Raw genomic sequence first — 26396 nt, forward strand, 5'->3', positions numbered from 1 at the left:
CGTGACGGGTGCGTGACCCGCTCAGAGGTCGGGCTCGGGGATGTCGAGGCGGACTCTGAGCGTACTGCGCGGCTTGGGGCCGCGATCTTTGCGCGATTTGCGCGCGCGCAGGGCGTCGGCGATCACCCCGGCGCGCAGGGCCTCGGCGACGGCGCGGCCGTGGGCGTAGTCGAAGCGCACCAGTGCGCGGGAGGTCGCGACGTCGGGCGTCTCCGACGTGTCGACCGGGCCGAGGATCGCGAGCGGGTCGAGGTCGGGCACGCTCTCGCGCAGCGATTCGAGCAGCACGTCGACGCTCCGGGCGTGTCCGTCGACGCTCGCGACGCGCACGGCGGGCGGCATCCGCAGGGGAAGGCGCTCGATGAGTTCTCCGCGCGCGTACGCCGGATGGGTCCAGGTCGCGAGCGCCCGGGCGACCGGTCCCGCGACGCCGACCAGGTGCACGGGGGCGCCGGGGGCGGCCAGGGCGGCGGCGTTCGACCACCAGCGCAGGCAGTGCTCGGCGATGCGCAGGGCTTCGTTCTGCAGCATCCGGTCGCCGTCGAGCAGGATCACGGCTTTGTAGCCGCCCCGCGCGAGCGGCTCGGCCCCGCGCGTGGCGATCACGAGGGCGGGAGTGGCGTCGACCTCGGCGACGGGATGGGCGCCGTCGGCGACGATCACCCGCGTGTTCGGGAAGGCGCGGCCGAGCTCGTCGGCGGTGCGCTCGCTGCCCGAGGAGGCCATGCGCAGCTTGGTCGAGCCGCAGTGCCCGCAGGCCCACGCGTGGGCGCTCCGCCCGCACCACGCGCACACGGGCACGGCACCCGGTCGGGCGGCGCGCAGCGGGCCGGCGCAGTGCTGGCAGCGCGCCGGGCGTCGGCAATCGGCGCAGATGAGCGACGGGGCGTAACCGGGGCGGGCGACCTGCACGAGCACGGGGCCGTGCTGAAGAGCCTCGCGCGCCGCCGCGAACGCCGACGACGGAACGCGCGACTGCCGCTGCTCGCCCTCGCGCGTGGCGCTGAGGACGACCCGCGGGCTCTGGCGACGCGCCTGCGGAACCTCGCGCACGTAGCCGACCTCGACGAGGCGCTGCACGTCAGTGGTGCGGGTGTGGCCGGCGAACAGCAGCGCCGATCCCTCGAGCTCCTGCCGCACGAGGGCGGCGTCGCGGGCGTGCACGCCGGGCGACAGGGGCTCGGCGAGCAGGGTGTCGCCGTCGTCCCAGATCGCGACGAGGCCGGTGTCGTGCGCGGGGGCGTAGACGGCCGAGCGGCGGCCCACGACGATGCAGGGCACCGGCGCGAGGGCGCGCAGGTACTGGGCGTAGCGCGCGGGACCGGACTGGTCGGAGTCGTCGCGCACCACGGCATCCGGAGTCACGAGCTCGGCCAGAGCAGCCAGCACCTGCGCCTGATCGCGATAGTCGGGCACGACGAGCACGGCGCTGCGCCCCCGCGCGAGCGTGTGCACGGCGGCCGCGGCGAGCAGGTCGGCCCACGCGCCGCGCGGGAGTTCCGGATGCGGATGCGGCGGGGCGTCGACGGCGAGTCGCTCCCCCGCGTCGAGGGCGTCGGCGAGCCCCGGGTAGGGCTGCAGCAGGGCCGTGGCGCGCTCTCGGGCCGCGGGCACCACCTCGGGCGTCTCGGGAGCCGGGGCTGCGGCCCACGCCTTCTCGGCGCGGACCATGCGCTTGGGCACCGCCAAGCGCAGCACGTCGCTCACCGAGCCCGCCGCGCGGTCGGCGACCCGTCGGGCCAGCGTGTACAGCCGCTCGGGCAGCACCGGCATGGGCGAGACGACCGCCTCGACCGCCGACAGGGGTCGCTCGGTGCCGTCGTCGGCGACCACCTCGATGACGAAAGCGTCCATCATGCGACCGGCCGAGCGCAACGGCACCTTCACCCGCACGCCCGAAGCGACATCGGCGACGAGCGGGTGCGGAACGGCGTAGTCGAACAGTCGGTCGAGCTGGGGCACGGGCGACTCGAGCTGCACGCGCGCGACGCGCCGCTCACTCACGAGATCGGTCCCCGGGGGCTGCGTCGATCATCGAGCCGGGGCGCACTCCCCCACGCACTCTCAGAGTCCGGCGGCGGTGCGGAGCTCGTCGACGCGGTCGGTGCGCTCCCACGTGAAGTCGGGCAGTTCGCGGCCGAAGTGGCCGTAGGTCGCCGTCTTCGCGTAGATCGGGCGCAGCAGGTCGAGCTGCTCGACGATCGCGGCCGGGCGCAGGTCGAACACATCGCGGATCGCCTTCACGATCACGTCGTCGGCCACGTGCGCCGTGCCGAACGACTCGACGTACAGGCCCACGGGGTTGGCCTTGCCGATCGCGTAGGCGATCTGCACCTCGAGGCGGTCGGCGAGACCCGCGGCGACGGCGTTCTTCGCGACCCAGCGCATGGCGTAGGCGGCCGAGCGGTCGACTTTCGACGGGTCTTTGCCGCTGAACGCACCGCCGCCGTGACGCGAGGCGCCGCCGTAAGTGTCGATGATGATCTTGCGGCCGGTCAGGCCCGCATCGCCCTTCGGTCCGCCGATGACGAAGGGACCTGCCGGGTTGATGTAGTACTTCACGTCGGGCAGGGCGAGACCGGTCTCGGCGAGCACCGGGTCGATGACCGCGGCCTGCACCTCGGCGCGCAGGTCTTCCTGCGAGATGTCGGGGTGGTGCTGCGTCGACAGCACGACCGAGTCGACCGTGCGCGGCACGTGCCCGTCGTAGCCGAGCGTGACCTGGGTCTTGCCGTCGGGACGCAGGAACGGCAGCGAGCCGTCTTTGCGCACGGATGCCAGGCGCTCGGCGATGCGGTGAGCGGTCCAGGCGGCCATGGGCATGAGCTGCGGCGTCTCGTTGGTCGCGAAACCGAACATGATGCCCTGGTCGCCCGCACCCTGCAGGTCGCGGGGATCGACGGAGCCGCGCTCGCGCTGCTCGAACGCCTTGTTGACGCCCGCGGCGATGTCGGACGACTGCGCGCCGATCGACACGCTCACGCCGCACGACTCGCCGTCGAAGCCGGTGTCGCTCGAGGTGTAGCCGATGCGGTTGACCACGTTGCGCACGATCGCGGGGATCTCGACGTAGGCGCTCGTGGAGACCTCGCCGGCCACGTGCACGAGCCCCGTGGTGACCAGCGTCTCGACGGCCACGCGACCGGTGGGGTCGTCGGTGAGGATCGCGTCGAGGATGCTGTCGGAGATCTGGTCGCAGATCTTGTCGGGGTGTCCTTCGGTGACGGACTCGGACGTGAACAGGCGCAGGTCGGTCAAGACGACTCCGAAAAAGTTGAGGGCTGGGGACGGGCACAAGTATGCCCCGGGCGGCGGTGGGCCGCCCGGGGCATCGTCACATCTGTGAACAGATCACGAAATGCGTCGGCTGTGGATCACTCCGCAGCGCGCAGGCGCAGCTTGTCTTCGTGGATCTCGTGCAGCGCGATCGTGAGGGGCTTGTCTTCGACGGTGGAGTCGACCAGCGGTCCCACGTTGTCGAAGAGGTTTCCCTCGTGCAGGTCGGAGTAGTAGTCGTTGATCTGGCGCGCGCGCTTGGACGCGTAGATCACGAGCTGGTACTTCGAGTCGACCTTGTCGAGCAGAGCGTCGATGGGCGGGTCGATGATGCCCTTGTCACGTCCGGCCATGGGGAACCTCCTGGTTCGGCGGGATGGGGTGGATGCGGCGCTCGAGCGCCGAAGCATCCTCTTATTCTAGCCGACGCCGGCGCGGGCTGTGCCGAGGGGCGTCGGGTGGGTCGGGCGGAGCGGGTTCGGGGCGGATTCCGCACATCGGGGCGAGAAAATTCCGCCCCGAAGCACAGATCGCGCCCCGAACCGGACGCTCTGTGCAGATGCGAGCGCTGCGGCCCGGGCGGGTCGGCTCAGTGCTGCGCCGACGCGAGCTCGACGACCTGGGCGGCCGCGTGGGCCACCTCGTCGTTCACGACGCGGTAGTCGAACTCGTTCTGCGCGGCGAGCTCGACGCGCGCCGTGCGCAGGCGACGGGCCCGCTCCTCGGCATCCTCGGTCCCACGCCCGACCAGGCGCTGCACGAGCTCGTCCCAGCTCGGGGGCAGGAGGAACACCAGGGTGGCCGACGGATCGGCCGCGCGCACCTGACGGGCGCCCTGCAGGTCGATCTCGAGCAGGGCGGTGCCGCCCTCGGCGAGAACGCGCTCGATCGGAGCGCGCGGCGTGCCGTAGCGGTTCTTGTTGTGCACGACGGCCCACTCCAGCAACTCCCCCGCCTCGACCAGACGGTCGAACTCGGCGTCGTCGACGAAGTAGTAGTGTTCGCCCTCGACCTCTCCCGGGCGGGCGCTGCGCGTGGTCGCCGAGACCGAGAGGTGGATCTCGGGGTAGTGCTCCTTGATGTGCGCGGCGACGGTGCCCTTGCCGACGGCCGTGGGGCCGGCGAGCACGATGAGGCGGCTGCGTCCCTCGCGGGGACCGGGCTCGGGCCAGCGCGTGTCGAGGTAGGAGCGCAGCGCGTCGCGCTGACGCGAGCCCAGACCGCCCAGACGCTTCACCGGCGAGATGCCGAGCGAAGCGAGGATGCGGTCGCGCTTGCTCTCGCCGATCGCGGGGATCGCCGTGAGGAACTCGGTCACGCGCATCGCCCCGGCCGCCGACAGCGGGTCGGCGAGGCCACGGCGCAGCAGCTCCTGCGGAGAGATCACGCGGGTCGACACGTCGCGCTTGAGCGCGGCGCGCTCGCGACGAGCCTCGACGGCGCGGCGCGAGGCGGCGGCGCGGTCGACCTCGGGCGGACGACGGGTTTCAGCCATGCAGGGACTCCCGGTAGAGCGCGGCGCGCTCGTCGATGCGGGCGGCGAGACGGTCGGGTCCGACCGCGAGGATGCTGCGGCTCTCGTTCGCGACGACGGCGGATGCCACGTAGCCGAACAAGCGGCGCAGGTCGGCGGGCGCGGCCCCCTGCGCACCGAAGCCGGGAGCGAGGATCGGCATGCCCGCCAGCGCCACGTCGCCCAGCCCGAACGCCGAGCGGTCGACGGTCGCGCCGACCACGACGCCGACCGGGCCGAGGGCTCCGGGGGCGCCGATGTTCGCCTGGTTCACGTCGTGCGCCACACGGGCCGCGACGTGCTCGCGATCGCCCACCGCGAGGGCGTCGTCGACGATCGCGCTCTGCAGCGCACGCGCCTCGGGGTTGCTCGTCGCGGTCAGCACGAACGCGCCCTTGCCGTGGTGCACCGCCAGCGCCAACGCCTCGCGCAGCGAGTCGGCGCCGAGGTACGGCGACAGGGTCACGGCATCCGCCTCGAGAGGAGAACCGGGCGCGAGCCAGGCGTGCGCGTAGCCCTCCATCGTCGTGCCGATGTCGCCGCGCTTGGCGTCGGCGATCACGAGGAGCCCCGCGTCGCGCGCGGCGGCCATCACGTCTTCGAGGGCGGCGAACCCGCGGGAGCCGTAGCGCTCGTAGAACGCCACCTGCGGCTTGACCACGCCGACCCGCCCGTGGGCGGCCTCGACGGTGCGCAGGCCGAACTCCCGCGCGCCCTCGGCCGTGGCATCCAGCCCCCACGCCGATAACAGGGCGGCGTGGGGGTCGATGCCGACGCACAGGGCGCCGTGCAGGTCGAGGGCGGCGGAGAGTCGCTGACCGAACGTCTCGCTCACAGGCGCGCCGCGCGATCCACGGCGTACTCCTGCAGGCTGCGGACCTCGAAGCCGTCCTTCATCGCACCCAGGGCGCTCACCGCGGCGCCGAGCACGGCCATCGTGGTGAACAGGGCCTTGTCGGCGGCCACAGCCGCCGCGCGGATCTCGTAGCCGTCGGCTCGTGCCGTGCCACCCGAGGGGGTGTTGACGATCATGTCGATCTCACCCGCGTTGATCAGGTCGACCACGTTCTGCTGGTCCGACCCCTGCGTCTCGGAGTACTTCTCGACGACCTTCACCCGGATGCCGTTGCGCGCGAGGATCTCCGCGGTGCCCTCGGTCGCGAGCAACGAGAAACCGAGCTCCTGCAGACGGTGGGCGGGCAGGATCACGGCGCGCTTGTCGGCGTCGGCGACCGAGATGAACACGGTTCCCGAGGTCGGCATGCCGCCGTACGCGGCCTCCTGCGACTTCGCGAACGCGGTCGGGAAGTCGCGGTCAATGCCCATGACCTCACCGGTCGAGCGCATCTCGGGTCCGAGGACCGAGTCGACCGTGTGCCCGTCGGCGGTGCGGAAGCGCTTGAACGGCAGCACGGCCTCCTTGACGGCGACGGGGGCATCGAGCGGCACGCGCGAGCCGTCCTGCTCGGGCAGGAGACCCTCGGCGATGAGCTCGGCGATGGTGTTGCCGGCCATGATGCGGCTGGCGGCCTTGGCGAGAGGGATGCCCAGCGCCTTCGACACGAACGGCACCGTGCGGCTCGCGCGCGGGTTCGCCTCGATGACGTAAAGGACGCCCGCCGAGATCGCGAACTGCACGTTCAGCAGACCCCGCACGCCCACGCCCTTCGCGATGGCGAGGGTCGCTTCGCGCACGCGGTCGACCTCGGTGCGACCGAGCGACACGGGCGGGAGGGTGCACGAGGAGTCACCGGAGTGGATGCCGGCTTCTTCGAGGTGCTCCATGACGCCGCCGATGTACAGGTCGGTGCCGTCGAACAGCGCGTCGACGTCGAGCTCGATCGCGTCGTCGAGGAAGCGGTCGACGAGCAGCGGGAGGCCGGGGCCGATGATCGCCTGGTCGGCGACGCGCACGAAGTAGTCGCGCAGCGCGTCGGTCGAGTAGACGATCTCCATGCCGCGACCGCCGAGCACGAAGCTCGGGCGCACCAGCACGGGGTAGCCGATCTCCTCGGCCACGGTCACGGCGCCTTCGACGTCGATCGCGGTGCCGCTGCGCGGGGCCACGAGTCCGGCCTCGTCGAGCAGGCGCGAGAACAGCTCGCGCTCCTCGGCGAGGTCGATCGCCTCGGGACTCGTGCCGAGGATCGTGTACCCGGCGGCCTCGATGCCCTTCGCGAGGCCCAGCGGCGTCTGTCCGCCGAGCTGGCAGACGACACCGAGGATCGTGCCCGACTGCGCCTCGGCGTGCAGCACCTCGAGCACGTCTTCGAGCGTCAGCGGCTCGAAGTACAGGCGGTCGGAGGTGTCGTAGTCGGTCGACACGGTCTCGGGGTTGCAGTTGACCATGACGGTCTCGTAGCCGGCGTCCGACAGCGCGAACGAGGCGTGCACGCACGAGTAGTCGAACTCGACGCCCTGACCGATGCGGTTGGGGCCCGAGCCGATGATGACGACCTTCGTGCGGTCGGAGGGGGTGACCTCGGTCTCGGCGTCGTACGAGGAGTAGTGGTACGGCGTGAGAGCCGGGAACTCCCCCGCGCAGGTGTCGACGGTCTTGTAGACCGGGCGCACGTCGAGCGCGTAGCGGCTCTCACGCACCTCCGCCTCGTCGAGCCCGCGGATCTGCGCGATCTGGGCGTCGCTGAAACCGTGCTCCTTCGCGAGGCGGAGGGTGTCGGCATCCAGGTTCTCGGCGTCGCCGATGAACTCAGCGACCTCGTTGATCAGCACGATCTGGTCGATGAACCAGGGGTCGATGGCCGTCGCATCGAACGCCTGCTCGGGCGTGGCGCCCTTGCGCAGGGCCTGCTGCAGCACCACGATGCGGCCGTCGGTCGGGGTCTTCGAGATCTCGAGCAGCTGCTCCACCGAGCGCGACTCCTCGCCCCAGTGGAAGCTCGACCCGCGCTTCTCGAGCGAGCGCAGCGCCTTCTGCAGGGCCGTGGTGTAATTGCGGCCGATCGCCATGGCCTCGCCGACCGACTTCATGGTGGTGGTCAGGGTGGTGTCGGCGGCCGGGAACTTCTCGAAGTTGAACCGCGGCACCTTCACCACGACGTAGTCGAGAGTGGGCTCGAAGCTCGCCGGGGTCACCTTGGTGATGTCGTTCGGGATCTCGTCGAGCCGGTAGCCGATCGCGAGCTTCGCGGCGATCTTGGCGATCGGGAAGCCGGTGGCCTTCGACGCGAGCGCCGAGGAGCGCGAGACGCGCGGGTTCATCTCGATGACGATGATGCGGCCCGTCGCCGGGTCGACCGCGAACTGGATGTTGCAGCCACCCGTGTCGACGCCCACCGCGCGGATGATGTCGATGCCGATGTCGCGCAGCTTCTGGTACTCGCGGTCGGTCAGGGTCAGCGCGGGCGCCACCGTGATCGAGTCGCCGGTGTGCACGCCGACCGGGTCGACGTTCTCGATCGAGCAGACGACCACCGTGTTGTCGGCGGTGTCGCGCATGAGCTCGAGCTCGTACTCCTTCCACCCGAGGATCGACTCCTCGAGCAGCACCTCGTTGGTGGGCGAGTCGTGCAGGCCCGCGCCGCCGATGCGGCGGAGGTCGGCCTCGTCGTACGCGAAGCCCGAGCCCAGGCCTCCCATGGTGAATGACGGACGCACGACCAGCGGGTAGCCGAGCTTCTCGGCGCCGGCGAGCAGTTCGTCCATCGAGTGGCAGATGACGGATGCCGCGACATCGGCGCCCGCCTCGAGCACGAGCTCCTTGAAGATCTGACGGTCCTCACCGCGGTTGATCGCGTCGAAGTCGGCGCCGATGAGCTCGACGTCGTACTTCTCGAGGATGCCGCGCTTGTGCAGCTGGATCGCCGCGTTCAGCGCGGTCTGCCCGCCGAGGGTGGGGAGAACGGCATCCGGCTTCTCTTTGGCGATGATCGACTCGATGACCTCGGGGGTGATCGGCTCGATGTAGGTCGCGTCGGCGAAGTCGGGGTCGGTCATGATCGTCGCCGGGTTGGAGTTGACGAGGATGACGCGCACGCCCTCTTCGCGCAGCACGCGGCACGCCTGGGTGCCGGAGTAATCGAACTCGCAGGCCTGACCGATGACGATCGGGCCGGAGCCGATGACCAGGACGGAGTGGATGTCGTCGCGCTTAGGCATTGTTGTCTTCCTGGGTCGAGTCCTGAGCGTCGGAGGGGGCCAGAGCCGCGGCATCCGGTCCCTGAGCCTGTCGAAGGTTCGCGATCACCATGTCGCGGAAGCGGTCGAACAGGTAGTTGGCGTCGTGCGGGCCGGCGGCGGCTTCGGGGTGGTACTGCACGCTGAACGCCGGAATGTCGAGGGCGCGCAGGCCCTCCACCACGTTGTCGTTCAGGCCGATGTGGCTGACCTCGACGCGGCCGAAGCCGGCGGGGCTGTCGACGATCTCATCGAGCGGCGCGTCGACCGCGAAGCCGTGGTTCTGCGAGGTGATCTCGACGCGGCCGGTGGTCTTGTCGAGCACGGGCTGGTTGATGCCGCGGTGGCCGAACGGCAGCTTGTAGGTGCCGAAGCCGAGCGCGCGGCCCAGCAGCTGGTTGCCGAAGCAGATGCCGAAGAAGGGCAGCCCGTCGCCGAGCACGGCGCGCAGCAGTTCGACGTGCTGGTCGGATGCCGCGGGGTCGCCGGGGCCGTTCGAGTAGAACGCCGCGACCGGCTCGATCGCGCGGATCTCGTCGATCGTCGCGGACTGCGGGAACACGTGCACGTCGAAACCGCGCGCGGCGAGGTTGTCGATCGTGGACTGTTTCACACCCAGGTCGAGCACGGCGAGGTTGCCGATGCGCTCGGCGGTCGCGGGGGTCACCTCGACCTCGCTGACCGACACCTCGGCGGAGAGGTTGCGGCCCGCCATGCCCGGAGCCTCGCGCACGCGGCGCAGCTGCTCCTCGGCATCCAGGTCGGCGGCCTCGCCCGAGAAGACGCCGCCGCGCATGCTGCCCTCGGAGCGGATGCGGCGGGTGACGGCGCGGGTGTCGATGCCGGAGATGCCGACGATGCCGTCTTCGACGAGAGCGTCGTCGAGCGAGCGGTTCGCGCGCCAGTTCGACACCATGCGCGAGGGGTCGCGCACGACGTAGCCGGCGACCCAGATGCGACGCGACTCGGGGTCTTCGTCGTTCACGCCGGTGTTGCCGATGTGGGGGGCGGTCTGCAGCACGATCTGGCCCGCGTACGAGGGGTCGGTGATCGTCTCCTGGTAGCCGGTCATGCCGGTGGCGAAGACGACCTCGCCGAGGGTCTCGCCGCGTGCGCCGTAGGCGCGGCCGGTGTAGCGGGTGCCGTCTTCGAGTACGAGGACGGCCGGGTCGCGCGAAAGGCGCGAGGAAGGGATCAGGGCGGTCATGCGTCGCTTCCTGTCGAGGTGAGGGGGCGGATGGCGTCGGCCAGAGCTTTGGCCGAGGCGTCCTGAGGACGGAGGTAGGTGTCGACGATCGTGTCGTCGTCGATGCGCCAGCTGACGCGCGTCAGGCCGTCGCGCTCGACCACGCGGTCGATGGCGACCGTGGCCTGAGAGGCGTCGACGAGGCGGTCGCGGGTGAGCGCGATGCGGGGCTGGCCCTGCAGGTCGAGGGCGACGCCGGCCGAGGTGACCGTGACGTCGACGCGGGAGCGGAAGCCGAGGCCCTTGATGGCGAGACGCTCGAGCGGCTCGTCGTGTCGGGTCGTGGCGACGTAGAGGCCCGAGAACACCGCCGTTTCGACGGCGTCTGCGGGCAGCTCCCCCACCGGGGCCGTGTAGCGCGCATCGCGCCGCGTTCGTCGCACCCAGGCCCAGGCGAGCACGGCCAGCAGCACGAGGGCTACACCGATCATCACGACGAGGGCGCCCTCGCGGCTCATGCGAGCACCCCGGGAGCGTCGAGCACGGCGCCGTCGACGACGGTCGGGATGCCGGCGCGCACGGTCCAGCGCACCTCGCCCGGCAGCTCCCGGCCGAGGTAGGGCGAGTTGGTGCTGCGCCCACGCAGGTCGCCGAGACCGAACGTGCGCGAGGGGCGCGGGTCGTACAGCGTGAAGGTCGCCGGCTGCCCCGCGGCGACGGGCGCGCCGTGTCCGTCGAGGCGTCCGATGCGGGCCGGGTTCGCCGACATCACGCGGGCGACGTCGGCCCAGTCGAGCAGGCCGGTCTCGACCATGGCGTGGTGCACGACGCGCAGGGCGCTCTCGAGACCCACCATGCCGTTCGCGGCGGCCGCCCACTCGCAGGCCTTCGCCTCGGCGGGGTGCGGGGCGTGGTCGGTGGCGACGATGTCGATCGTGCCGTCGGCCAGGCCCTCGCGCACGGCCATCACGTCTTCTTCGCGGCGCAGCGGCGGGTTCACCTTGAACCGCGCGTCATAGTCGCGCACGAGCTCGTCGGTCAGCAGCAGGTGGTGCGGGGTGACCTCGGCGGTGACGTTGACGCCGCGCTTCTTGGCCCAGCGGATGATGTCGACCGAGCCCGCGGTGCTCAGATGGCACACGTGCAGGCGCGAGCCGACGTGCTCGGCGAGCAGCACGTCGCGCGCGATGATCGACTCCTCGGCGACCGCCGGCCAGCCGGTGAGACCCAGCTCGGCCGAGACGGCGCCCTCGTTCATCTGCGCGCCCTCGGTCAGGCGCGGGTCCTGCGCGTGCTGCGCGATGACGCCGTCGAACGCCTTCACGTACTCCAGCGCTCGCCGCATGATCAGCGGGTCGAACACGCAGAAGCCGTCGTCGCTGAACACGCGGACGCGGGCGCGGGAGTCGGCCATCGCGCCGAGCTCGGCGAGGCGCTCGCCCTTCTGCCCCACGGTCACGGCGCCGATCGGCTGCACGTGCACGTAGCCGGCGGCCTCGCCGAGGGCGAGTTCTTGCTCGACCACGCCCGCCGTGTCGGCGACCGGAGAGGTGTTCGGCATGGCGAAGACGGTGGTGAATCCACCGGCGGCGGCGGCCCGCGAACCGGTGAGGATCGTCTCGGATGCCTCGTACCCGGGCTCGCGCAGGTGCACGTGCAGGTCGACGAGACCCGGCAGGGCGACGAGACCGTCGGCATCCACGACCGTCGCGCCCTGGTGCGAGAGGCCGGAGCCGGTCTCGACGATGACGCCGTCGCGCACGAGCAGGTCGGTGGCGTCGTGACCCTCGACGCGCGCGCCGCGCACCAGAAGGGTCTGTGCGGGGGCGTGGCTCATCGGAGGTCCTCTTTCTCGGTGTCGGGCCGCTCGCCCGCCAGCAGCAGGTACAGCACGGCCATCCGCACGGAGACGCCGTTCGTGACCTGCTCGAGCACCGTCGAGCGAGGCGAATCGGCGGCTTCGGCGGAGATCTCCAGACCTCGGTTCATCGGACCGGGGTGTAGAACGATGCTACCGCCCGGAAGCGCCTGCAAACGTCGCGCGTCGAGCCCGTACCGGCGGGAATACTCCCGTTCAGTCGGGAAATACGCCGCTGACATCCGCTCGAGCTGGATGCGCAGCATCATCAGCGCGTCGGGACCGGCGGCGATCGCGTGGTCGAGGTCGTAGTCGACATCGACCGGCCAGCGGCTGACATCCTGCGGCACCAGCGTCGGCGGAGCCACCAACGTCACGTGCGCGCCCAGGGTGTGAAGGAGCCACACGTTCGACCGCGCGACCCGCGAGTGCAGCACGTCTCCGACGATCGTGACCCGGATGCCGTCGAGCCCGCGGCCGCGGCTGTCATCACCGAACAAGCGCTTGCGGATCGTGAAGGCGTCGAGGAGGGCCTGCGTGGGGTGCTCGTGGGTGCCGTCGCCCGCGTTCACCACGCCGGCGCTGATCCAGTCGGAGGTGGCGAGGGTGCGCGGGGCGCCGGACGCGCCGTGGCGGATGACCACGGCATCCGCCCCCATCGCCTGGAGCGTCTGCGCCGTGTCCTGCAGCGACTCGCCCTTGCTGACGCTGGAGCCCTTCGCCGAGAAGTTGATGACGTCGGCGGAGAGGCGCTTGGCGGCGGCTTCGAACGAGATGCGCGTGCGGGTGGAGTCCTCGAAGAAGAGGTTGACCACCGTCTTGCCGCGCAGCGTCGGGAGCTTCTTGACCTCGCGACGCTGAGTGTCGGCCATGTCCTCGGCGACGTCGAGGATCTCGAGCGCGTCTTCGCGAGACAGATGCTGGGTGTCGAGGAGGTGCCTCATGATTCGATCGTCACCTCTTCGATGCCGTCGATCTCGGCGAGGCGCACGTTGACGCGTTCGTCGCGGGCGCTGGGGAGGTTCTTGCCCACGAAGTCGGGGCGGATCGGCAGCTCGCGGTGGCCGCGGTCGATCAGCGTCGCGAGGCGCACGGCGGCGGGGCGGCCGATGTCCTGCAGCGCGTCGAGGGCGGCGCGGATGCTGCGGCCCGAGAACAGCACGTCGTCGATGAGCACGACGACCTTGCCGTCGATGCCACCGGCGGGGATCTCGGTGCGACGCGGGGCCCGCGTGGGGTTGCGGTGCAGATCGTCGCGGTACATCGTCACATCGAGCGATCCGACCGGGACGGATGTGCCGCCGAACTCGCTGACGAGGGGGCCGATCCGGTTCGCGAGCGTGACGCCGCGGGTCGGGATGCCGAGGAGGACGAGTCCTTCCGGTCCTTTGTTGGACTCCAGGATCTCGTGCGATATGCGCGTCAAAGCGCGGGCGATATCGGCATCGTGCATGACGGTGCGCGTATTCATCCGCCGCTCCCTTCTCCGCCTCACGGGACGGGGTTAAAGGTTGCTGTGGTTCTTCGTCGAGTCTAGCGGGTGCGGGCGGGTGAACCTCGAGCGGTTACGGGTGGTGTCGCGGTTGGCCGCTGGCGGCTCGAGTGGTTCATTCGTACATTTGTTCTATGGAAGTGAGCGCGCCGGTCGACCGCCTTCGGGTGGCGAGCGAGCGCGTCGTCGGCCTGATCGCGGGGCGGGAGCTCTCCGCCCTCGATGATCGCGAGATCGTCGGGGTCATGGCAGAGATCACCGCGGCGCGGAACGCCCTCGACGTGTTGGCGGCGTGTGCGGCCCGGGTGATCGACGCACGGTCGGCGCGAGAGCTTGGTGGGGCGGGGCTGGCCCAACGACAGGGGCACCGCAACGCGACCGAGTTGCTGCAGACGCTGACCGGGCGGAGCAGGCGCGAGGTGACGCGGTCGGTCAAGACCGGGGGCGACCTGCTCGATGCCGTAGGCGTCGTGGGTGACGACGGGCCTCGCGACACGGCATCGCCGGTGTCGTCGGCGGGTGGCGAATGGCTCGAACGGGCCGGCGGGGCGCTGCGTGACGGGGCGCTCAGTCACGCTCAGTTCCAGGCGATCCGCGTGGGGTTGGGTGAGCCGCCGGTCGAGAGGTATCCCGAGCTCGATCCGGACTTCCTCCCCCGCGCTTGGGTGGCGGCCGTCGAGCGGCTCATCGCCGAAGCGCCGCACCTGCCGGTCGAGGAGTTGCGGGCGTCCGCGCGGATCGCGCGGGACCGTCTCGACCCGGTCGGGGTGACCCTGCGGTTCGAGGAGCGCTTCGCCGCCCGATCGTATCGTTCATGGGTCGACGAGCACGGGCAGCGGCACGGACGGTTCGTGTTCGACGACGATGCGGCGGCCTGGGTCGATGCGATCCTCCAGGCGGCGTTGCGTCCGCGACGGGGTCCGCGGTTCGTGGATCCGGATGCCGTGGTCGCCGACGCACCCGACGAGCGGTCGGGCGAGCAGATCGCCTACGACACGCTGATGGCCGTCATGCGGACGGGCGCCGCCGCCGATCCGGCGCAGGCGTTCGGCGACCGGCAACCCGGCGTGCGGATCGTGCTGGAGGCGTCGGCGCTGGCGGAGGCGTCGGCGCTGGTGGAGGCTCCGTCGCTGGTGGAGGCTCCGTCGCTGGTGGAGGGCGAGTCCCCTGGCGCCGAGGCGATGGGTGTCGTGACCACCGTGCGCGGAGTCGGACACCTCGAAGACGGCGGGTCCGCCCTCCCCGGCGGGGTTGTCGAGAGCTACCTGTGCGATGCGGGCGCCGTGCCGGTCTCCGTGGGCGACGCGGGGCGGCCGCTCGACGTCGGTCGACACCAGCGGCTGTTCACCCGTGCCCAGCGGATCGCGATCGCGGTGCGCGACGGCGGGTGCGTCGGTATCGGATGCCGTGCCCCCATCTCGCAGTGCGAGATGCATCACATCGACCATTGGGCGGCGGATCGGGGCAGAACCGACGTCGACGACGGCGTCCCCCTCTGCCGGAACCATCACCTGGGTCTGCACAATCGGGGCGAGAAGATCGTGCGCGAGCGGGATCCCGTGACCGGGCGGGACTCGTACTGGTTGCACGCCCCGCCTGATCCGCGTACGGGGGAGATGCGCCCGCCCACGCTGCTGCGATCGAGGTCTCCGCGTCGCTTCGACGCGGCGTGACCGAGGATTCGACGGTACGGATCGCCCACGTGGGAGAGAGCTCGTTGTCGTGGCTCGGTCGGCGCGGGCGGTCCGCGGCGAACGCCGTCGTCACCTGATCTCGGCGTCGTGCCGAGGGGAAAGAGTGATCCATTCCTCGTCGACCACGTATCCGAGGCTCCGGTTCGAGTCGAGAGTGGCGCGGTTCTCTTCGGCGCCCCCGGTTCGGAACACTTCGACACCGTCGCGTAGAGGCGCCAGCAGGGAGGCCGCCTTCACCGCCGTGCCGATGCCCAACCCGCGAAGTTCTGCAGCGACGACGTGAAGTCGGTCTCGGCGGCGCGACCGTCGACGTCGACGTAGGTGATCGCGAAAGCCCGGCCGCCGCCATCGAAGGCGCCGAAGCCTCGCCTCGTGTGTTTCACGCGAGCGGTCGATGTCGTCAGCGGATCATGCTCAGTCGCGACCCCGCCCAGATAGTCGGCCAGCGTCATGTAGTCCAGCAGGAGAACGGACTCGAGGTCGCCGTCTTCGATCTCCCGCACGTCACCGGGACGACGGCCGCGCCGAACCGCGCCCGAGAGCACGTCGATGTCGACGCTCGATGCCGTCACCTGCGCAGCCCATGATCGTGAAACGACCACCCACCCGGCGGCCTCGAGCTCCACGCACCGCGGGTCGTCGGATTTCACCACGATCTGCTCCGGCTGCACCTGTCCAGTGTGACCGGATGCGCTGGGGCCGCATTCCTCAGACACGCCCTGGGTGCCCGCCGTCGCCGTCGGTGCTGCCGCGCTCGCCTTTCCCGTTTCGACTACGTCACCCGTGGCCCTCACCGCAGCCCCGTCCGTCGCGCCTCGCGCCGTGGACCGCCCGCTCGCCCGTCGTGACACGAACGCGCGTGCTCGGGTCAGTCCTCGTCTGCGACGATCTCCGCCTTGAACCCCGCGGAGTTCTCCAGCCACCCCGCGTAGTGCGAAGGACCACCGGCGAAGGGATAGCGCTCCTGGTACAGCGGCCGCCACCCATGAGCGCTCGCCGCGGCCATCGCGGCATCCACCTGCGCCCGAGAACCACCGAGGAACGCCAGATGGTTCACGCCGGGAGCGCGCCGATCATGCTCGGGTCCCGACAGGTTCGGCGACGTCGTCAGGGTCAGGTACGGGCCGTCCCCCGCACTCCACGTCTCGCCCTCGGACCACTGGCCGGTCCGTTCGAACCCGACCGCGGTGAGCAGCCATCCCCACTCGGCACGCGCCGAAGCCAGGTCGGCGACCCACACCTCGACGTGATGGAACCCCGGCACAGGTCAGCTCGCGGCGACCTCGGCCGGCTCGGCGGCACGGGTCGAACGGATCGGGTGACCGGTCGTCGTCAGGCACCGACCCGACGCCAGATCCCACTTCCAGTCGTGCAGCGAACAGGTCAGCACACCGTCCTCGATCTTGCCGGTCTTCGTCAGGTCGGCACGCAGGTGCGGGCAGCGACGCTGAACGGTCCAGCCGTCGATCTCGGCATCCTCGGTCTGGTCCGACTGCTCGGCGTACCAGTTCTCGACGTACTCGATCCGGTCGCGCGACAAGCACTTCAGGAACGTCGTGAGGAACTCATTGAACTTGCCCGAACGACCCACCTCGAACTGCATCGACAGGAAGATCGAGTTCGACCAGTCGATCTCGTGATCGCGGATGTTCGTCGACACGAGGTCGGCGGGGATCGTGTACCAGTAGATGCACTCCTCACCGGCGTACTCGCGGAGCTTCGCCTTCGGGAAGTCCACGACCATGTCGAGCTCGCCGATGCGGAACCGCACCATGCCGCCCACGCCATTGCGGATCACCCGGGCGCGACGCAGCAGCGGCTCCCACCACTCCTTCAGCGCGGCGAGCATCTCGGCCGGCGGGATGATCTCGGCGCGCGTCGCCTCCTCCGCCTGAACCTCGGCCTGGCGGCTGTCGCGCTGCTCGGCCAGGTAGTTCCACTTGTCGCCGAAGACGCGTTCGATCTCGGCATCCGTGTACAGAGTCTGGGTGACCGTGACATCCGACCCCTGCACCTCGACCTCGGTGCCCGGGAGGAACAGGTACCCCTTCTGGTCGGGACGCTGCTCCTTCATGTGGGCGAGGAACTCGCGCTGGTCGGTGAAGATCGAGTCGTCGTCCATGCCGGTGCCGTTGTAGCGGAAGAGCTCCTCGCGCAGGAACATCGGCGGACCGGCCATCGGGAACACGTGTTCGGCGTCGACCTTGTCGATGTAGTACATCGCGCGCTTGTTCTGCGCATCGCGCTTGAGCTTGGCGAAGTTCTGCTTCGCGTCCTGCGGCAGGTCGTAGACCATGGGCCACCAGATCGCACCCGACACCTGGGTGAAGTACGCGTCGGGCTTGCCGAAGTCGAACAGCTTGTCGAGATCGAGCGGGTGCGAGTCGTTCTGGTTCAGGATCGAGGCGGTTCCGTCGTCGAGCGACAGCGACGAGTCGCCGATCGGACCATCGGAGGGCGCGCGCAGCGGCGTCACCATGAGCTTCAGGTCACCGAACTGCAGGGGAACACCCGCCTCGGTGCGCACGAGGTTGGTGTAGCCGAGCGCGAGGAGGTCCTGCTCGAGGTCATCGGTGGGGTACTCGGGGAGCAGCACCTTGATGTCTTTCGACACGTACCGCTCGAGCATCGCCGGATCGAAGTGATCGCGGTGGCGGTGCGAGATGTAGAGGAAGTCCGCCTTGCCGAACCGCTCCCAGTCGAGGGCGCGGTTGTCGGGGAACGGAAACCACGAGCCGAAGAAGCTCGGACCGATGACGGGGTCGCAGATGATGCTGCCGCCGCGCGTCTCGATGAACATTCCCGCGTGGCCGAGGCCGGTGATCTTCATAACGCTCCTGTGTCGTGGGCGGAACCCGTCGAGTCTACGCGGGGCGGACTGCGAGAGCCCGGGGGAGTGCGCCGGTGTCGAGAAGTCCCCGTCAAGCCACTCCCCCACATACCGGGCGCGAGTACCGTGCCGGGCGTACCGACGAAAGGACCCCCGAATGCCCCTTGCCATGATCGACACCATCCGCGGACAGTACGACGAGACGCAGCTGCGCACGCTGATGGATGCCGTGCAGGATGCCGTCGTCGAAGCGTTCGACGTCCCGGACACCGACCGGTACCAGATCCTCACCCAGCACGAACCGTTCGAGCTCGTGGCCCTCGACACCGGTCTCGGGATCACCCGCAGCGAGCGACTCGTCATCGTGCGGTTCGCATCGAAGGCGCGCACGGAAGACGCCAAGGTCGCTCTGTACCGCGCCCTCGCCCGCAACCTGAAGGACCGCCTCGACATCGGCGGAGAAGACCTCGTCGTGAGCATCACGGAGAACGGCGACGCCGACTGGTCGTTCGGTCACGGCACCGCGCAGTTCGTGACGGGCGAGCTCGGCTGAGATCCCGGATGCCGCTTCGTCGGAGTCCGAACGGGGGCCCACGAACAACGGGCGTGGGTGAAAAGCATCCGCGGCATGTTCGGCGACGACTCCGGCGAGCGGCGCCGAACACCTGAGGGACGTCGACCCACCGGCGCTGACATCACCCGCTCCCGGGGCGACGCGCGGATCGCGAGACGACGGCGAGGGTCCCCCTACCGTCGCGACATGGCTGCAGCAACGACCCTTCTGATCATTGCGGGAGTGCTGCTGTCGTGCGCCATCGTCGCGCGAGCGAACGCGGGACGCCTTCCGCGCTCGCTGGTCGTGCAGTTCTCGCCGCTGGCGGGTGCGTCGGTCATCGAGGACGCGATCCTCGCCGGTCGAGATCGGCGCGCCCTCGCGGCGGGACTCGTCGATCTCGCGGTCCGCCGACGAGTGCGCCTTCTGACCGAGAGCGGCACCGCACGCGCGGGGATCGCGGTCCAACTCATCGCCGGCGCGGTCCTGACCGACGAAGAACGCCGACTGCTCGACACGATCTGCGGTGAAGCGACCCCGAGCCGCCTCTCACGGCGACTCTCCCGCGACCGACGACGGACCGCTCGACGCGCGCGGAGACTGGTCGACGCCCGGTCACTCGCCCTCACCACGGAGGGGTTGCTGAGCGGGTGATATTCCGGTCGGTCCCTCATCCGCTGGGCGACCGCATTGCTCGTCCTCGCCGTGGGGGTCTTCCTCGCCACGCCCCCGCCCCCGGCGCCGTTCGCCGTGTCCTTATGCGCCGGGGCTCTTCTCGCTGCGGCACTCATCGTCGTTCCGCCGGGCCGATCCCGCCGGTTCGCGCCGGCCGCGACCGAACGGCGCATGCACCTCGACGGCATCCGTCGATATCTCCTCGTCGCCGAGGCCGAGCGTCTGCGCGCCCTGCAGTCTCCGACCGGGTCACTCCAGCAACCCGGCGACACCGCGTCGCGTTTCGCGCTCAACGAGCGGCTGCTCCCCTACGCCGTGATCTTCGGGGTCGAGAAGGCGTGGCTCGCCACTCTCGGAGCCGACTTCGATGAGCTCGGTGAGACGTCGGAGGATGTCATCGGCCAGATCGGGGAGGGGCTCCTGCAGGTGATGGATGCCGACGCCCTCGTGAACGGGGTGCTGAACATCGCTGCCGGCGCCGACCACCTCCTCGACGCCGCGGGAGCGATCGTCGACGGATTGCTCTCCTGAGCCGAGGAGCGGATCACGGCCCGAGCAACCCCCGGATGTCGTCCGCGTCGAGGGCTGCGGCGAACGCGTCGTCGTCATCGATCACCGCGTCGAACAGCGCCGCCTTGCGATGCTGCAGCGCCCGCACCTTCTCTTCGACGGTGCCCGCCGCGATGAGGCGGTACACGAACACGCTCTTGGTCTGACCGATGCGGTGCACCCGGTCGATCGCCTGATTCTCGGCGGCGGGATTCCACCACGGGTCGAGCAGGAACACGTATTCCGCCTCGGTGAGGGTCAGACCGAAACCACCCGCCTTCAGGCTGATGAGGAACACCGGAGCATCCCCCTCGCGGAACCCGTCGATCACATCCCCCCGACGAGCCGTCGACCCGTCGAGATGCGCGTACGCGAGACCGGCGGCATCCAGTCGCTCGGCCGCCAGATCGAGGAACGACGTGAACTGACTGAACACCAGGGCACGGTGTCCCTCGGCGGCCACCTCGACGAGACGGTCGAGCAGCACGTCGAGCTTCGCCGACCCCAGATGCGCATCGCGCTCGTCAACGAGCCCCGGCGCGAGGGCCAGCATGCGCAGCAAGGTGAGCGACCGGAACACGATGAAGCGCTGCCGATCGAGATCGTCGAGCAACCCGAGCACCTTCTGCCGCTCGCGCTGCAGCACACGGTCGTACAGCTCCTGATGCGCGGGACCGAGAGGAACCGCGATCTCCTGCTCCTGCTTGGGAGGGAGGTCGGATGCCACGACGTCCTTCGTGCGCCGCAGCAGGAACGGCCGCACCCGACGGCGTAGTCGATCCAGCGTCTTCTCGCGGTGCGCGCTCGCCGCGGCCGCCGACAGGGCCGTCGGGGCGTCGGAGGGCAGCTGCTCGATCGCGCGGGTGTAGTCCTCGCGGAACTGCCGGATCGAGGGGAACAGCCCCGGAGCGGTGAGCGAGAGCAGTGCCCACAGGTCGTCGAGACCGTTCTCGATCGGCGTCCCCGTGGCGGCGAACACCGCGTCGGTCTGCAACGCCGCGATCGCGCGATGGATCCGCGTCGCGGGGTTCTTCACGAACTGCGCCTCATCGAGCACGACGCCGGCCCAGTGCACGGCGCCGAACTCCGCGGCATCCGCCCGCACGACCCCGTAGGGGGCCACGACGATGTCGACACCCCTGGCGATGTCGGTGATCGCGGACGCACGGCGAACGGCCGTCGCCTCGACCACCGCGACCCGCAGGTCGGGGGCGAAGCGCGCCGCCTCGTCGCGCCACGTCGGCAGCACCGAGGTGGGTGCCACCACCAGCCAGGGCCGCTGCTCCCCCGACGCCTTCGCGTGGGCGATGAGGGCGAGCAGCTGCAGGGTCTTGCCGAGTCCCATGTCGTCGGCGAGGATCCCGCCGAGCCGGTGCCGGTGCAGCAGCGCGAGCCACGACAGCCCCGCGCGCTGGTACGGGCGCAGCTCGGCGCGGAACCCGGATGGCGTCGGCACCTCCGGCACCTCGGAGACATCCCGCAACGCGCGTGCCAGGCCGCGCCACTCGACGGCAGCCTCGGACTGGTCGGCGAGGTCTTCGAACTCCGCCCACAAGGTGAGGTGCGTGCGCGGAAGCCGCGGACCGGTCTCCCACTCATCGAGCGCCGCCGTTTCTTCGAGCAAGTCGCGAAGCCGCTGCAGAGCCGGATGGGCGAGCGAGAACCACGCGCCGTCCGAGAGCTTGATGCGCGTGCGCCCGCGCGAGAGCGCCGAGAACAGCGTGCCGAACGGAATCAGGCGCCCCTCGATCGTCACGACGATGCCGAGGTCGAACCAGTCGCGATCGAGCGACTCGACCGCCGTGATCCGCAGCGACGGGTCGCCCCTCAGCTCGCGGAACGTCGGCGCCGTGCCGGTCGTGCGCACCCGCACCTCGTCGAGCACGTCGATCGCGGGGAGCACCCGGGTCGCGAACACGGCGGCATCCGCGTCGTGCAGGTTCGCGCGGGGCATCACGGGGAGGTCGGATGCCGCCATCCACGCCGTCTCGAATCGCTCGCCGATCTGCGCCTCGGCGCGGAGGTCGCGCTCGGCGTCGTCCGCCGCGTCGTAGGCCACGCGACGAGCACCGGGGTAGACCCACTCGAGCCGGTAGGCGACGTCGTCATCGGCGTAGGCCACCGCGACCTCGAGGATCGGACGATCCGGCGGCGGGGTCGGGACCCCCGCGCCCACCGACAGCGGCGCGCGACGCGCGAGCCGGGGGTACACCTCGGCGACGAACTCGTCGGCCTCGCCGCGGGGTACGTCGACCCCCGCGGTGCCGAGGAGCGTCGGCAGGGGCTCGGGCAACGCGACCGGAGCGAGCACGATCGGCACCGGGTCGCGATCGAGTTCGAACGCGAACAGCCCCGACGCGCCGATCGCGCGCGCTCGCGTCGCGTCGACGGTGTCGCCGTCGAGCGTGAGGTCGGCCGAGATCCGCAGCGCTCCCCCGCCCACGGCGTCGAGCGCCACCCGCGCGATCGCCGAGCTCGCGAGGCGCACGTTCTGCTGGGGGTTCATCGTCACGAGCGGGATGCCGAGCCGCTCCGCCGCCGCCAGGTGCGGCCACAGCAGGGGCGAGGTGACGGTGTCGAGCGCGATCGTGTCGCCGACGGGCGCGAAGGGGCCGGTCGTGCGGAAGGCCTGAGCGAGAGCGAACAGCTCGGCGAACCAGTGGACGTGAGCGGGGTCGAAGCGAGCGGGCGAGCGGCGGACCGTCTCCCACGTGGCATCCGCCTTGATCCAGGCCTCACGAGACCCCCGCACGAGGGGACGGGCCGCGAGTTGCAGGTCGTCCTGGCGCTGCGCGAGCAGGCGCGGGGTCACCGGCACGACGGCGCGCGCCTCCCACCGGCCCGGGTCGTACGCCTCGCGCTGACGCAGCTCGACGCCCAGCGCGAGCGCCTCGTACGACGCAGCGCCGCCGGAGGGGATGAGTTCTCGCCACGACGTCACGCGGCGATCCTTCCGTGGACCTCCGACAGGGACGCGCGCGGCCACCCATGAACGCTTTCCGCGCGCATGAACGCGTGCAGTTCACGTTCCTGCGCGCCGACACCGTTCATGCGTGAGTATCCGCCGCGGGGCCGGACGATGCGACCCGTCGAAGGCAGGCCGGGCGGCGGGCACGCGGCATCCGCCGCGCCATGCCTCGACTCGGCGCGACCCGATACCGGTCCGTCGACCTGCGCGCACGCGGCATCCGCCCCGCTCGTGAAACGACGCGACGCGACCGCCGACCGGGGGTCGGGGCCGCGTCGCACCACGTCGGGACTGCTCAGGACGAGCGCGCGATCCGCGCGAGCACGCCGTGCACGAATGAACCGGAGTCGTCGGTGGAGAACTCCTTCGCGAGCTCCACGGCCTCGTCGATCGCGACGGCCGTCGGCACATCGTCGTTGTAGAGGATCTCCCACGTGCCGATGCGCAGCAGGGCGCGGTCGACGGCGGGCATGCGCTGCAGCGACCAGTCCTTCGAGAACGTCGTGATCTGCTCGTCGATCGCGTCGCGGTTGTCGATCACTCCGTCGACGATGTCGCGCGCGTAGAGCCACGAGGCCTCGCGAGCGGGCTCGGAGGCGGCGCGCTTGGCTTCGGTCGCGAGCATGATCGCGAGCTCTTCGCCGCGCACGTCGGCCTGGAACAGGATGTCGAGGGCGCGCTTGCGCGCCTTGGTACGGGCGCTCAAGGTCAGCTGATGCGGCCGAGGTACTCGCCGGTGCGAGTGTCGACCTTGATCTTCGTGCCGGTCTCGAGGAACAGCGGAACCTGCATCTCGTAGCCGGTCTCGACGGTGGCGGGCTTGGTGCCGGCCGAGGAGCGGTCGCCCTGCAGGCCGGGCTCGGTGTAGGTCACCTCGAGGATGACGGACGGCGGAAGCTCGATGTAGAGCGGGTTGCCGTTGTTCAGCGCGATCTGCACCTGCTGGTTCTCGAGCAGGAAGTTCGCGGCGTCGCCCACGGTGGCGGAACCGACGGTGATCTGGTCGTAGTCGGCGACGTCCATGAAGACGAAACCTTCACCGTCGTTGTACAGGTAGGTGAAGTCGCGGCGGTCGACGTTCTCGAGGTCGATCTTGGCGCCGGCGTTGAACGTGCGGTCGACGACCTTGCCGCTCATGACGTTCTTGAGCTTCGTGCGGACGAACGCGCCGCCCTTTCCGGGCTTGACGTGCTGGAACTCAACGACGCTCCAGAGCTGACCGTCGATGTTCAGGACGACGCCGTTCTTGATGTCTGCGGTGGATGCCATGAGTGCCGATATTCCGTTTCGTGAGTCGATGTGGGGCGAGAGCCCGACGTCAGAGTCTACGTGATGCGCGCCGTCAGCCGTCGGCGCGGCCCGAGATGACCTCGATGAGGCGTTCGACCGCACGTGCGTAGCCCGGCACACCCTCGCCGATGACGTGCACGACGGCGACGTCTTCGATGTACGAGAAGTGCCGGAAGCTCTCGCGCTCGCGGATGTTCGAGATGTGCACTTCGGCGACGGGGAGGTCGACGGATGCCAGGGCGTCGCGCAACGACACGGACGTGTGCGTGAGCCCTCCGGCGTTGATCACGATGCCGGCGCAGTCGAGTCGGGCGGCGTGGATCGCGTCGATCAGCACGCCCTCGTGGTTGCTCTGGATCGCGCGTACCTCGAGCCCGAACCGCGCGGCGGCGTCGGAGGTGATCCGCTCGACGTCGGCGAGGGTTTCGCGACCGTAGATCTCGGGTTGCCGGGTGCCGAGCAGGTTGAGGTTCGGACCGTTGACGAGCAGCAGGCGACGGGGCGTGGTCATGGTCGGCACGCTATCAGCGCCGGCCCTGCGCGCTCAGGCGTACGGGGGCGGTGCCCGCGCCGTATCCGGCGTAGGCGTCGACGCGCTCGACGAACTCCAGGAACACCTCGCCGATCGTGCGCGTGTAGAAGTGCAGGTACTCCCCCGCGGCGTCGCGGTCGTAGCCGAGGTGCAGCTCGCGCAGCTCGTCGACCGCGGCATCCGTCATCTCGAATCGCGCGGCGAGGTCGTCGTAGTAGTTGCCGGGCATCGCGAGCGGAATGAAGCCGCGCTCCCGGGCGGCGCGGGCGAGCGCGCGCACGTCGGTGCACGCGAACGCGACGTGCTGGGGCAGGGCGGCCCCGGCGCGCTGGTCGGCGAGGATCGGCGGTGCCACGTTCAGCGGCAGGCGCACCTCGCCGCCCGGGGAGCCGAGCACGCGACTGGCGACGAGGCCCTGCGGCCCCGGGACCTCCGTGCTGCTGTCGACGCGCAGCGCGAAACCGGCGGTGTAGAACAGGGTCGCTTCTTCGATCGCCTGCCACGGCTGCGAGAGGCTGACGTGATCGACGCGGGCGACGGTGGTGGGGGTCTCGGGCTCGCCGTGCTCGAACTCCGCGACCCACGCGGGTTCTCCCTCGTCGGCGGCCTGCGCCCAGTACACCTCGGTGCCGTCGGGGGCGACCGCGCCGTCGAGCCGCTCCTCGGTGGCGTAGGTGCGACGGTAGGCGCGGGGAACGCGCAGTTCGTGCATGCGCAGGTCGACGGCCTCGGCATCGTCGACCTCGAGCCCGATCGCGGCCAGACGCGGCTCCCACCCGCGCGCGTGCTGCTCGTTGAGCACGATGCGGGCGTCGGCAGCGGTCCACAGGGTCACGGGCTTGGTGCGGTGCCGGCCGCGCGAGGTGAAGCCGAGCTGGTGCAGCAGCTCCTCGATGGCGGAGGTGTCCTCGGCCTTGATCTCCACGAAGTCCACGCCCGACGGAGCGGCGGAGTCGGGCAGCATCCGCAGGTCGGCCGGGACCTCGGCGAGGGTGCGCGCGACGGCGTCCTCGAGCCAGCGCAGGGATCGCCGCGCGTGCAGGGCGGTGCGGCGGGGATCGGTCTGGCGGAACGTGTCGTTGAACACCTCGAGCGACAGTGGGCCGGTGTATCCGGCGTCCACGATGCGCGCGGTGAAGTCGGCCAGGTCGAAGTCGCCTTCGCCGGGGAACAGGCGGTGGTGCCGGCTCCACGACAGCACGTCCATGCTGAGCCGCGGGGCGTCGGCGAGCTGCACGAAGAAGATCTTCTCCCCCGGGATCAGGGCGATATCGGCGAGGTCGTGCCCGCGCGAGAGGATGTGGAACGAGTCGAGGCACACCCCGACCGCGGGGTGGTCGGCGCGTTCGACGACGCGCCACGCGCTGCGGTAGTCGTCGATGTACTTCCCCCACGCGAGGGCTTCGAAGGCGATCCGGATGCCGTAGCCCTGAGCGAGATCGCCGAGCCGGCGCAACTGCCCCGCCGAGACGTCGTCGTCGTCGATGCTCGCGGTGGCCACGTTGCTGCAGCACAGCACGAGGTCGATGCCGAGGCGGTTCATCAGCCGGAACTTCGCCTCGGCGCGGTGCAGGACGGCGGCGAACGCGTCTTCGTCGACGCCCTCGACGTCGCGCATGGGCTGGTAGAGGTCGAGCGTGAGGCCGAGGCGTGCGGCGATCGCGGCGATCTCCTCGGGGCTCTCGGGGGCGGCGAGCAGGTCGGGCTCGAAGATCTCGACGCCGTCGAATCCGGCCGCCGCGCACGCGTGGAGCTTGTCGGCCAGGGTGCCGCTGATGCAGACGGTCGCCATCGAGGTCTTCATGGCGGCTGAATGTACCAGTTAGTACAAACGGGGTCCACT

General features: G+C 70.5%; 23 protein-coding genes. 4 read left to right on the forward strand and 19 right to left on the reverse strand.

Annotation, left to right across the window (positions count from 1 at the left end):
• Positions 1-21: 21 nt before the first annotated feature.
• From RWH43_RS13985 to pyrR, 11 genes are all read right to left on the reverse strand, one after another.
• A complete protein-coding gene (locus RWH43_RS13985; protein WP_316001765.1) occupies positions 22-2004 on the reverse strand; it encodes a primosomal protein N' family DNA-binding protein in 1983 nt (660 codons plus the stop codon).
• 60 nt (positions 2005-2064) lie between these two features.
• On the reverse strand, positions 2065-3258 hold the full coding sequence (gene metK / locus RWH43_RS13990; RefSeq protein WP_144833425.1) for a methionine adenosyltransferase: 1194 nt from the start codon (positions 3256-3258) through the stop codon (positions 2065-2067).
• 116 nt (positions 3259-3374) lie between these two features.
• Positions 3375-3629 carry a DNA-directed RNA polymerase subunit omega gene (rpoZ, locus tag RWH43_RS13995; RefSeq protein WP_055837405.1) on the reverse strand — a complete coding sequence of 85 codons (255 nt, stop codon included), beginning with the start codon at positions 3627-3629 and terminating at the stop codon, positions 3375-3377.
• Positions 3630-3865: 236 nt separating this feature from the next.
• On the reverse strand, positions 3866-4771 hold the full coding sequence (gmk, locus tag RWH43_RS14000) for a guanylate kinase (RefSeq protein ID WP_230704615.1): 906 nt from the start codon (positions 4769-4771) through the stop codon (positions 3866-3868).
• A complete protein-coding gene (gene pyrF, locus RWH43_RS14005; RefSeq protein WP_144833428.1) occupies positions 4764-5624 on the reverse strand; it encodes an orotidine-5'-phosphate decarboxylase in 861 nt (286 codons plus the stop codon). Before pyrF ends, gmk begins: the two co-directional genes overlap by 8 nt.
• Positions 5621-8908, reverse strand: a complete 3288-nt coding sequence (gene carB / locus RWH43_RS14010) for a carbamoyl-phosphate synthase large subunit (RefSeq protein WP_316001766.1) — start codon at positions 8906-8908, stop codon at positions 5621-5623. Before carB ends, pyrF begins: the two co-directional genes overlap by 4 nt.
• A complete protein-coding gene (gene carA / locus RWH43_RS14015) occupies positions 8901-10133 on the reverse strand; it encodes a glutamine-hydrolyzing carbamoyl-phosphate synthase small subunit (RefSeq protein ID WP_316001767.1) in 1233 nt (410 codons plus the stop codon). Before carA ends, carB begins: the two co-directional genes overlap by 8 nt.
• On the reverse strand, positions 10130-10630 hold the full coding sequence (locus RWH43_RS14020) for a PH-like domain-containing protein (protein WP_186316624.1): 501 nt from the start codon (positions 10628-10630) through the stop codon (positions 10130-10132). The genes carA and RWH43_RS14020 overlap by 4 nt, the downstream gene beginning before the upstream one ends.
• A complete protein-coding gene (locus tag RWH43_RS14025) occupies positions 10627-11949 on the reverse strand; it encodes a dihydroorotase (RefSeq protein WP_316001768.1) in 1323 nt (440 codons plus the stop codon). The genes RWH43_RS14020 and RWH43_RS14025 overlap by 4 nt, the downstream gene beginning before the upstream one ends.
• Positions 11946-12914 (reverse strand): aspartate carbamoyltransferase catalytic subunit, encoded by a 969-nt coding sequence (locus RWH43_RS14030; RefSeq protein WP_316001769.1) that lies wholly within the window; start codon positions 12912-12914, stop codon positions 11946-11948. Before RWH43_RS14030 ends, RWH43_RS14025 begins: the two co-directional genes overlap by 4 nt.
• Positions 12911-13441 carry a bifunctional pyr operon transcriptional regulator/uracil phosphoribosyltransferase PyrR gene (pyrR, locus tag RWH43_RS14035; RefSeq protein WP_144784955.1) on the reverse strand — a complete coding sequence of 177 codons (531 nt, stop codon included), beginning with the start codon at positions 13439-13441 and terminating at the stop codon, positions 12911-12913. Before pyrR ends, RWH43_RS14030 begins: the two co-directional genes overlap by 4 nt.
• A 155-nt stretch (positions 13442-13596) precedes the next feature.
• On the opposite strand from pyrR, the gene RWH43_RS14040 reads away from it, so the two are divergent.
• Complete coding sequence (locus RWH43_RS14040; protein WP_316001770.1) at positions 13597-15135, forward strand: HNH endonuclease signature motif containing protein; 1539 nt, start codon at positions 13597-13599, stop codon at positions 15133-15135.
• A 254-nt stretch (positions 15136-15389) separates the two neighbouring features.
• Here RWH43_RS14040 and RWH43_RS14045 read toward each other — a convergent pair whose 3' ends face one another.
• The 3 genes from RWH43_RS14045 to RWH43_RS14055 all read right to left on the reverse strand — a co-directional run bounded on the left by RWH43_RS14045 (position 15390) and on the right by RWH43_RS14055 (position 17986).
• Positions 15390-15827, reverse strand: coding sequence for a hypothetical protein (locus RWH43_RS14045; RefSeq protein ID WP_316001771.1), 438 nt, complete (start codon positions 15825-15827; stop codon positions 15390-15392).
• A gap of 197 nt (positions 15828-16024) precedes the next feature.
• Positions 16025-16420, reverse strand: a complete 396-nt coding sequence (locus RWH43_RS14050) for a VOC family protein (protein ID WP_316001772.1) — start codon at positions 16418-16420, stop codon at positions 16025-16027.
• 3 nt (positions 16421-16423) lie between these two features.
• Positions 16424-17986 (reverse strand): Rieske 2Fe-2S domain-containing protein, encoded by a 1563-nt coding sequence (locus tag RWH43_RS14055; RefSeq protein ID WP_230704621.1) that lies wholly within the window; start codon positions 17984-17986, stop codon positions 16424-16426.
• Positions 17987-18143: 157 nt separating this feature from the next.
• Between RWH43_RS14055 and RWH43_RS14060 the strand changes: the two genes are divergently transcribed.
• The 3 genes from RWH43_RS14060 (at position 18144) to RWH43_RS14070 (ending at position 19745) form a co-directional block, all read left to right on the forward strand.
• Positions 18144-18539 carry a tautomerase family protein gene (locus RWH43_RS14060; protein WP_144833449.1) on the forward strand — a complete coding sequence of 132 codons (396 nt, stop codon included), beginning with the start codon at positions 18144-18146 and terminating at the stop codon, positions 18537-18539.
• A 207-nt stretch (positions 18540-18746) separates the two neighbouring features.
• Positions 18747-19193 (forward strand): DUF2207 domain-containing protein, encoded by a 447-nt coding sequence (locus RWH43_RS14065; RefSeq protein ID WP_144833451.1) that lies wholly within the window; start codon positions 18747-18749, stop codon positions 19191-19193.
• A 36-nt stretch (positions 19194-19229) separates the two neighbouring features.
• Positions 19230-19745 (forward strand): hypothetical protein, encoded by a 516-nt coding sequence (locus RWH43_RS14070; RefSeq protein ID WP_186325524.1) that lies wholly within the window; start codon positions 19230-19232, stop codon positions 19743-19745.
• Between the two features lie 13 nt (positions 19746-19758).
• On the opposite strand, the gene RWH43_RS14075 is transcribed toward RWH43_RS14070, so the two are convergent.
• The 5 genes from RWH43_RS14075 to RWH43_RS14095 all read right to left on the reverse strand — a co-directional run bounded on the left by RWH43_RS14075 (position 19759) and on the right by RWH43_RS14095 (position 26357).
• Positions 19759-22704, reverse strand: a complete 2946-nt coding sequence (locus RWH43_RS14075; RefSeq protein WP_316001773.1) for a DEAD/DEAH box helicase — start codon at positions 22702-22704, stop codon at positions 19759-19761.
• A 322-nt stretch (positions 22705-23026) separates the two neighbouring features.
• The gene (nusB, locus tag RWH43_RS14080) at positions 23027-23437 is read right to left on the reverse strand and encodes a transcription antitermination factor NusB (RefSeq protein WP_144833456.1); all 411 of its coding nucleotides are present in this window, start codon (positions 23435-23437) and stop codon (positions 23027-23029) included.
• Positions 23438-23439: 2 nt separating this feature from the next.
• Positions 23440-24000 carry an elongation factor P gene (gene efp / locus RWH43_RS14085; RefSeq protein WP_144833458.1) on the reverse strand — a complete coding sequence of 187 codons (561 nt, stop codon included), beginning with the start codon at positions 23998-24000 and terminating at the stop codon, positions 23440-23442.
• 73 nt (positions 24001-24073) lie between these two features.
• Positions 24074-24532 carry a type II 3-dehydroquinate dehydratase gene (locus tag RWH43_RS14090; protein ID WP_144833460.1) on the reverse strand — a complete coding sequence of 153 codons (459 nt, stop codon included), beginning with the start codon at positions 24530-24532 and terminating at the stop codon, positions 24074-24076.
• A gap of 13 nt (positions 24533-24545) precedes the next feature.
• On the reverse strand, positions 24546-26357 hold the full coding sequence (locus tag RWH43_RS14095) for a sugar phosphate isomerase/epimerase and 4-hydroxyphenylpyruvate domain-containing protein (protein WP_316001774.1): 1812 nt from the start codon (positions 26355-26357) through the stop codon (positions 24546-24548).
• Between the last annotated feature and the right edge of the window lie 39 nt (positions 26358-26396).

The organism is Microbacterium algihabitans (assembly GCF_032464975.1).
Lineage (GTDB): Bacteria > Actinomycetota > Actinomycetes > Actinomycetales > Microbacteriaceae > Microbacterium > Microbacterium algihabitans.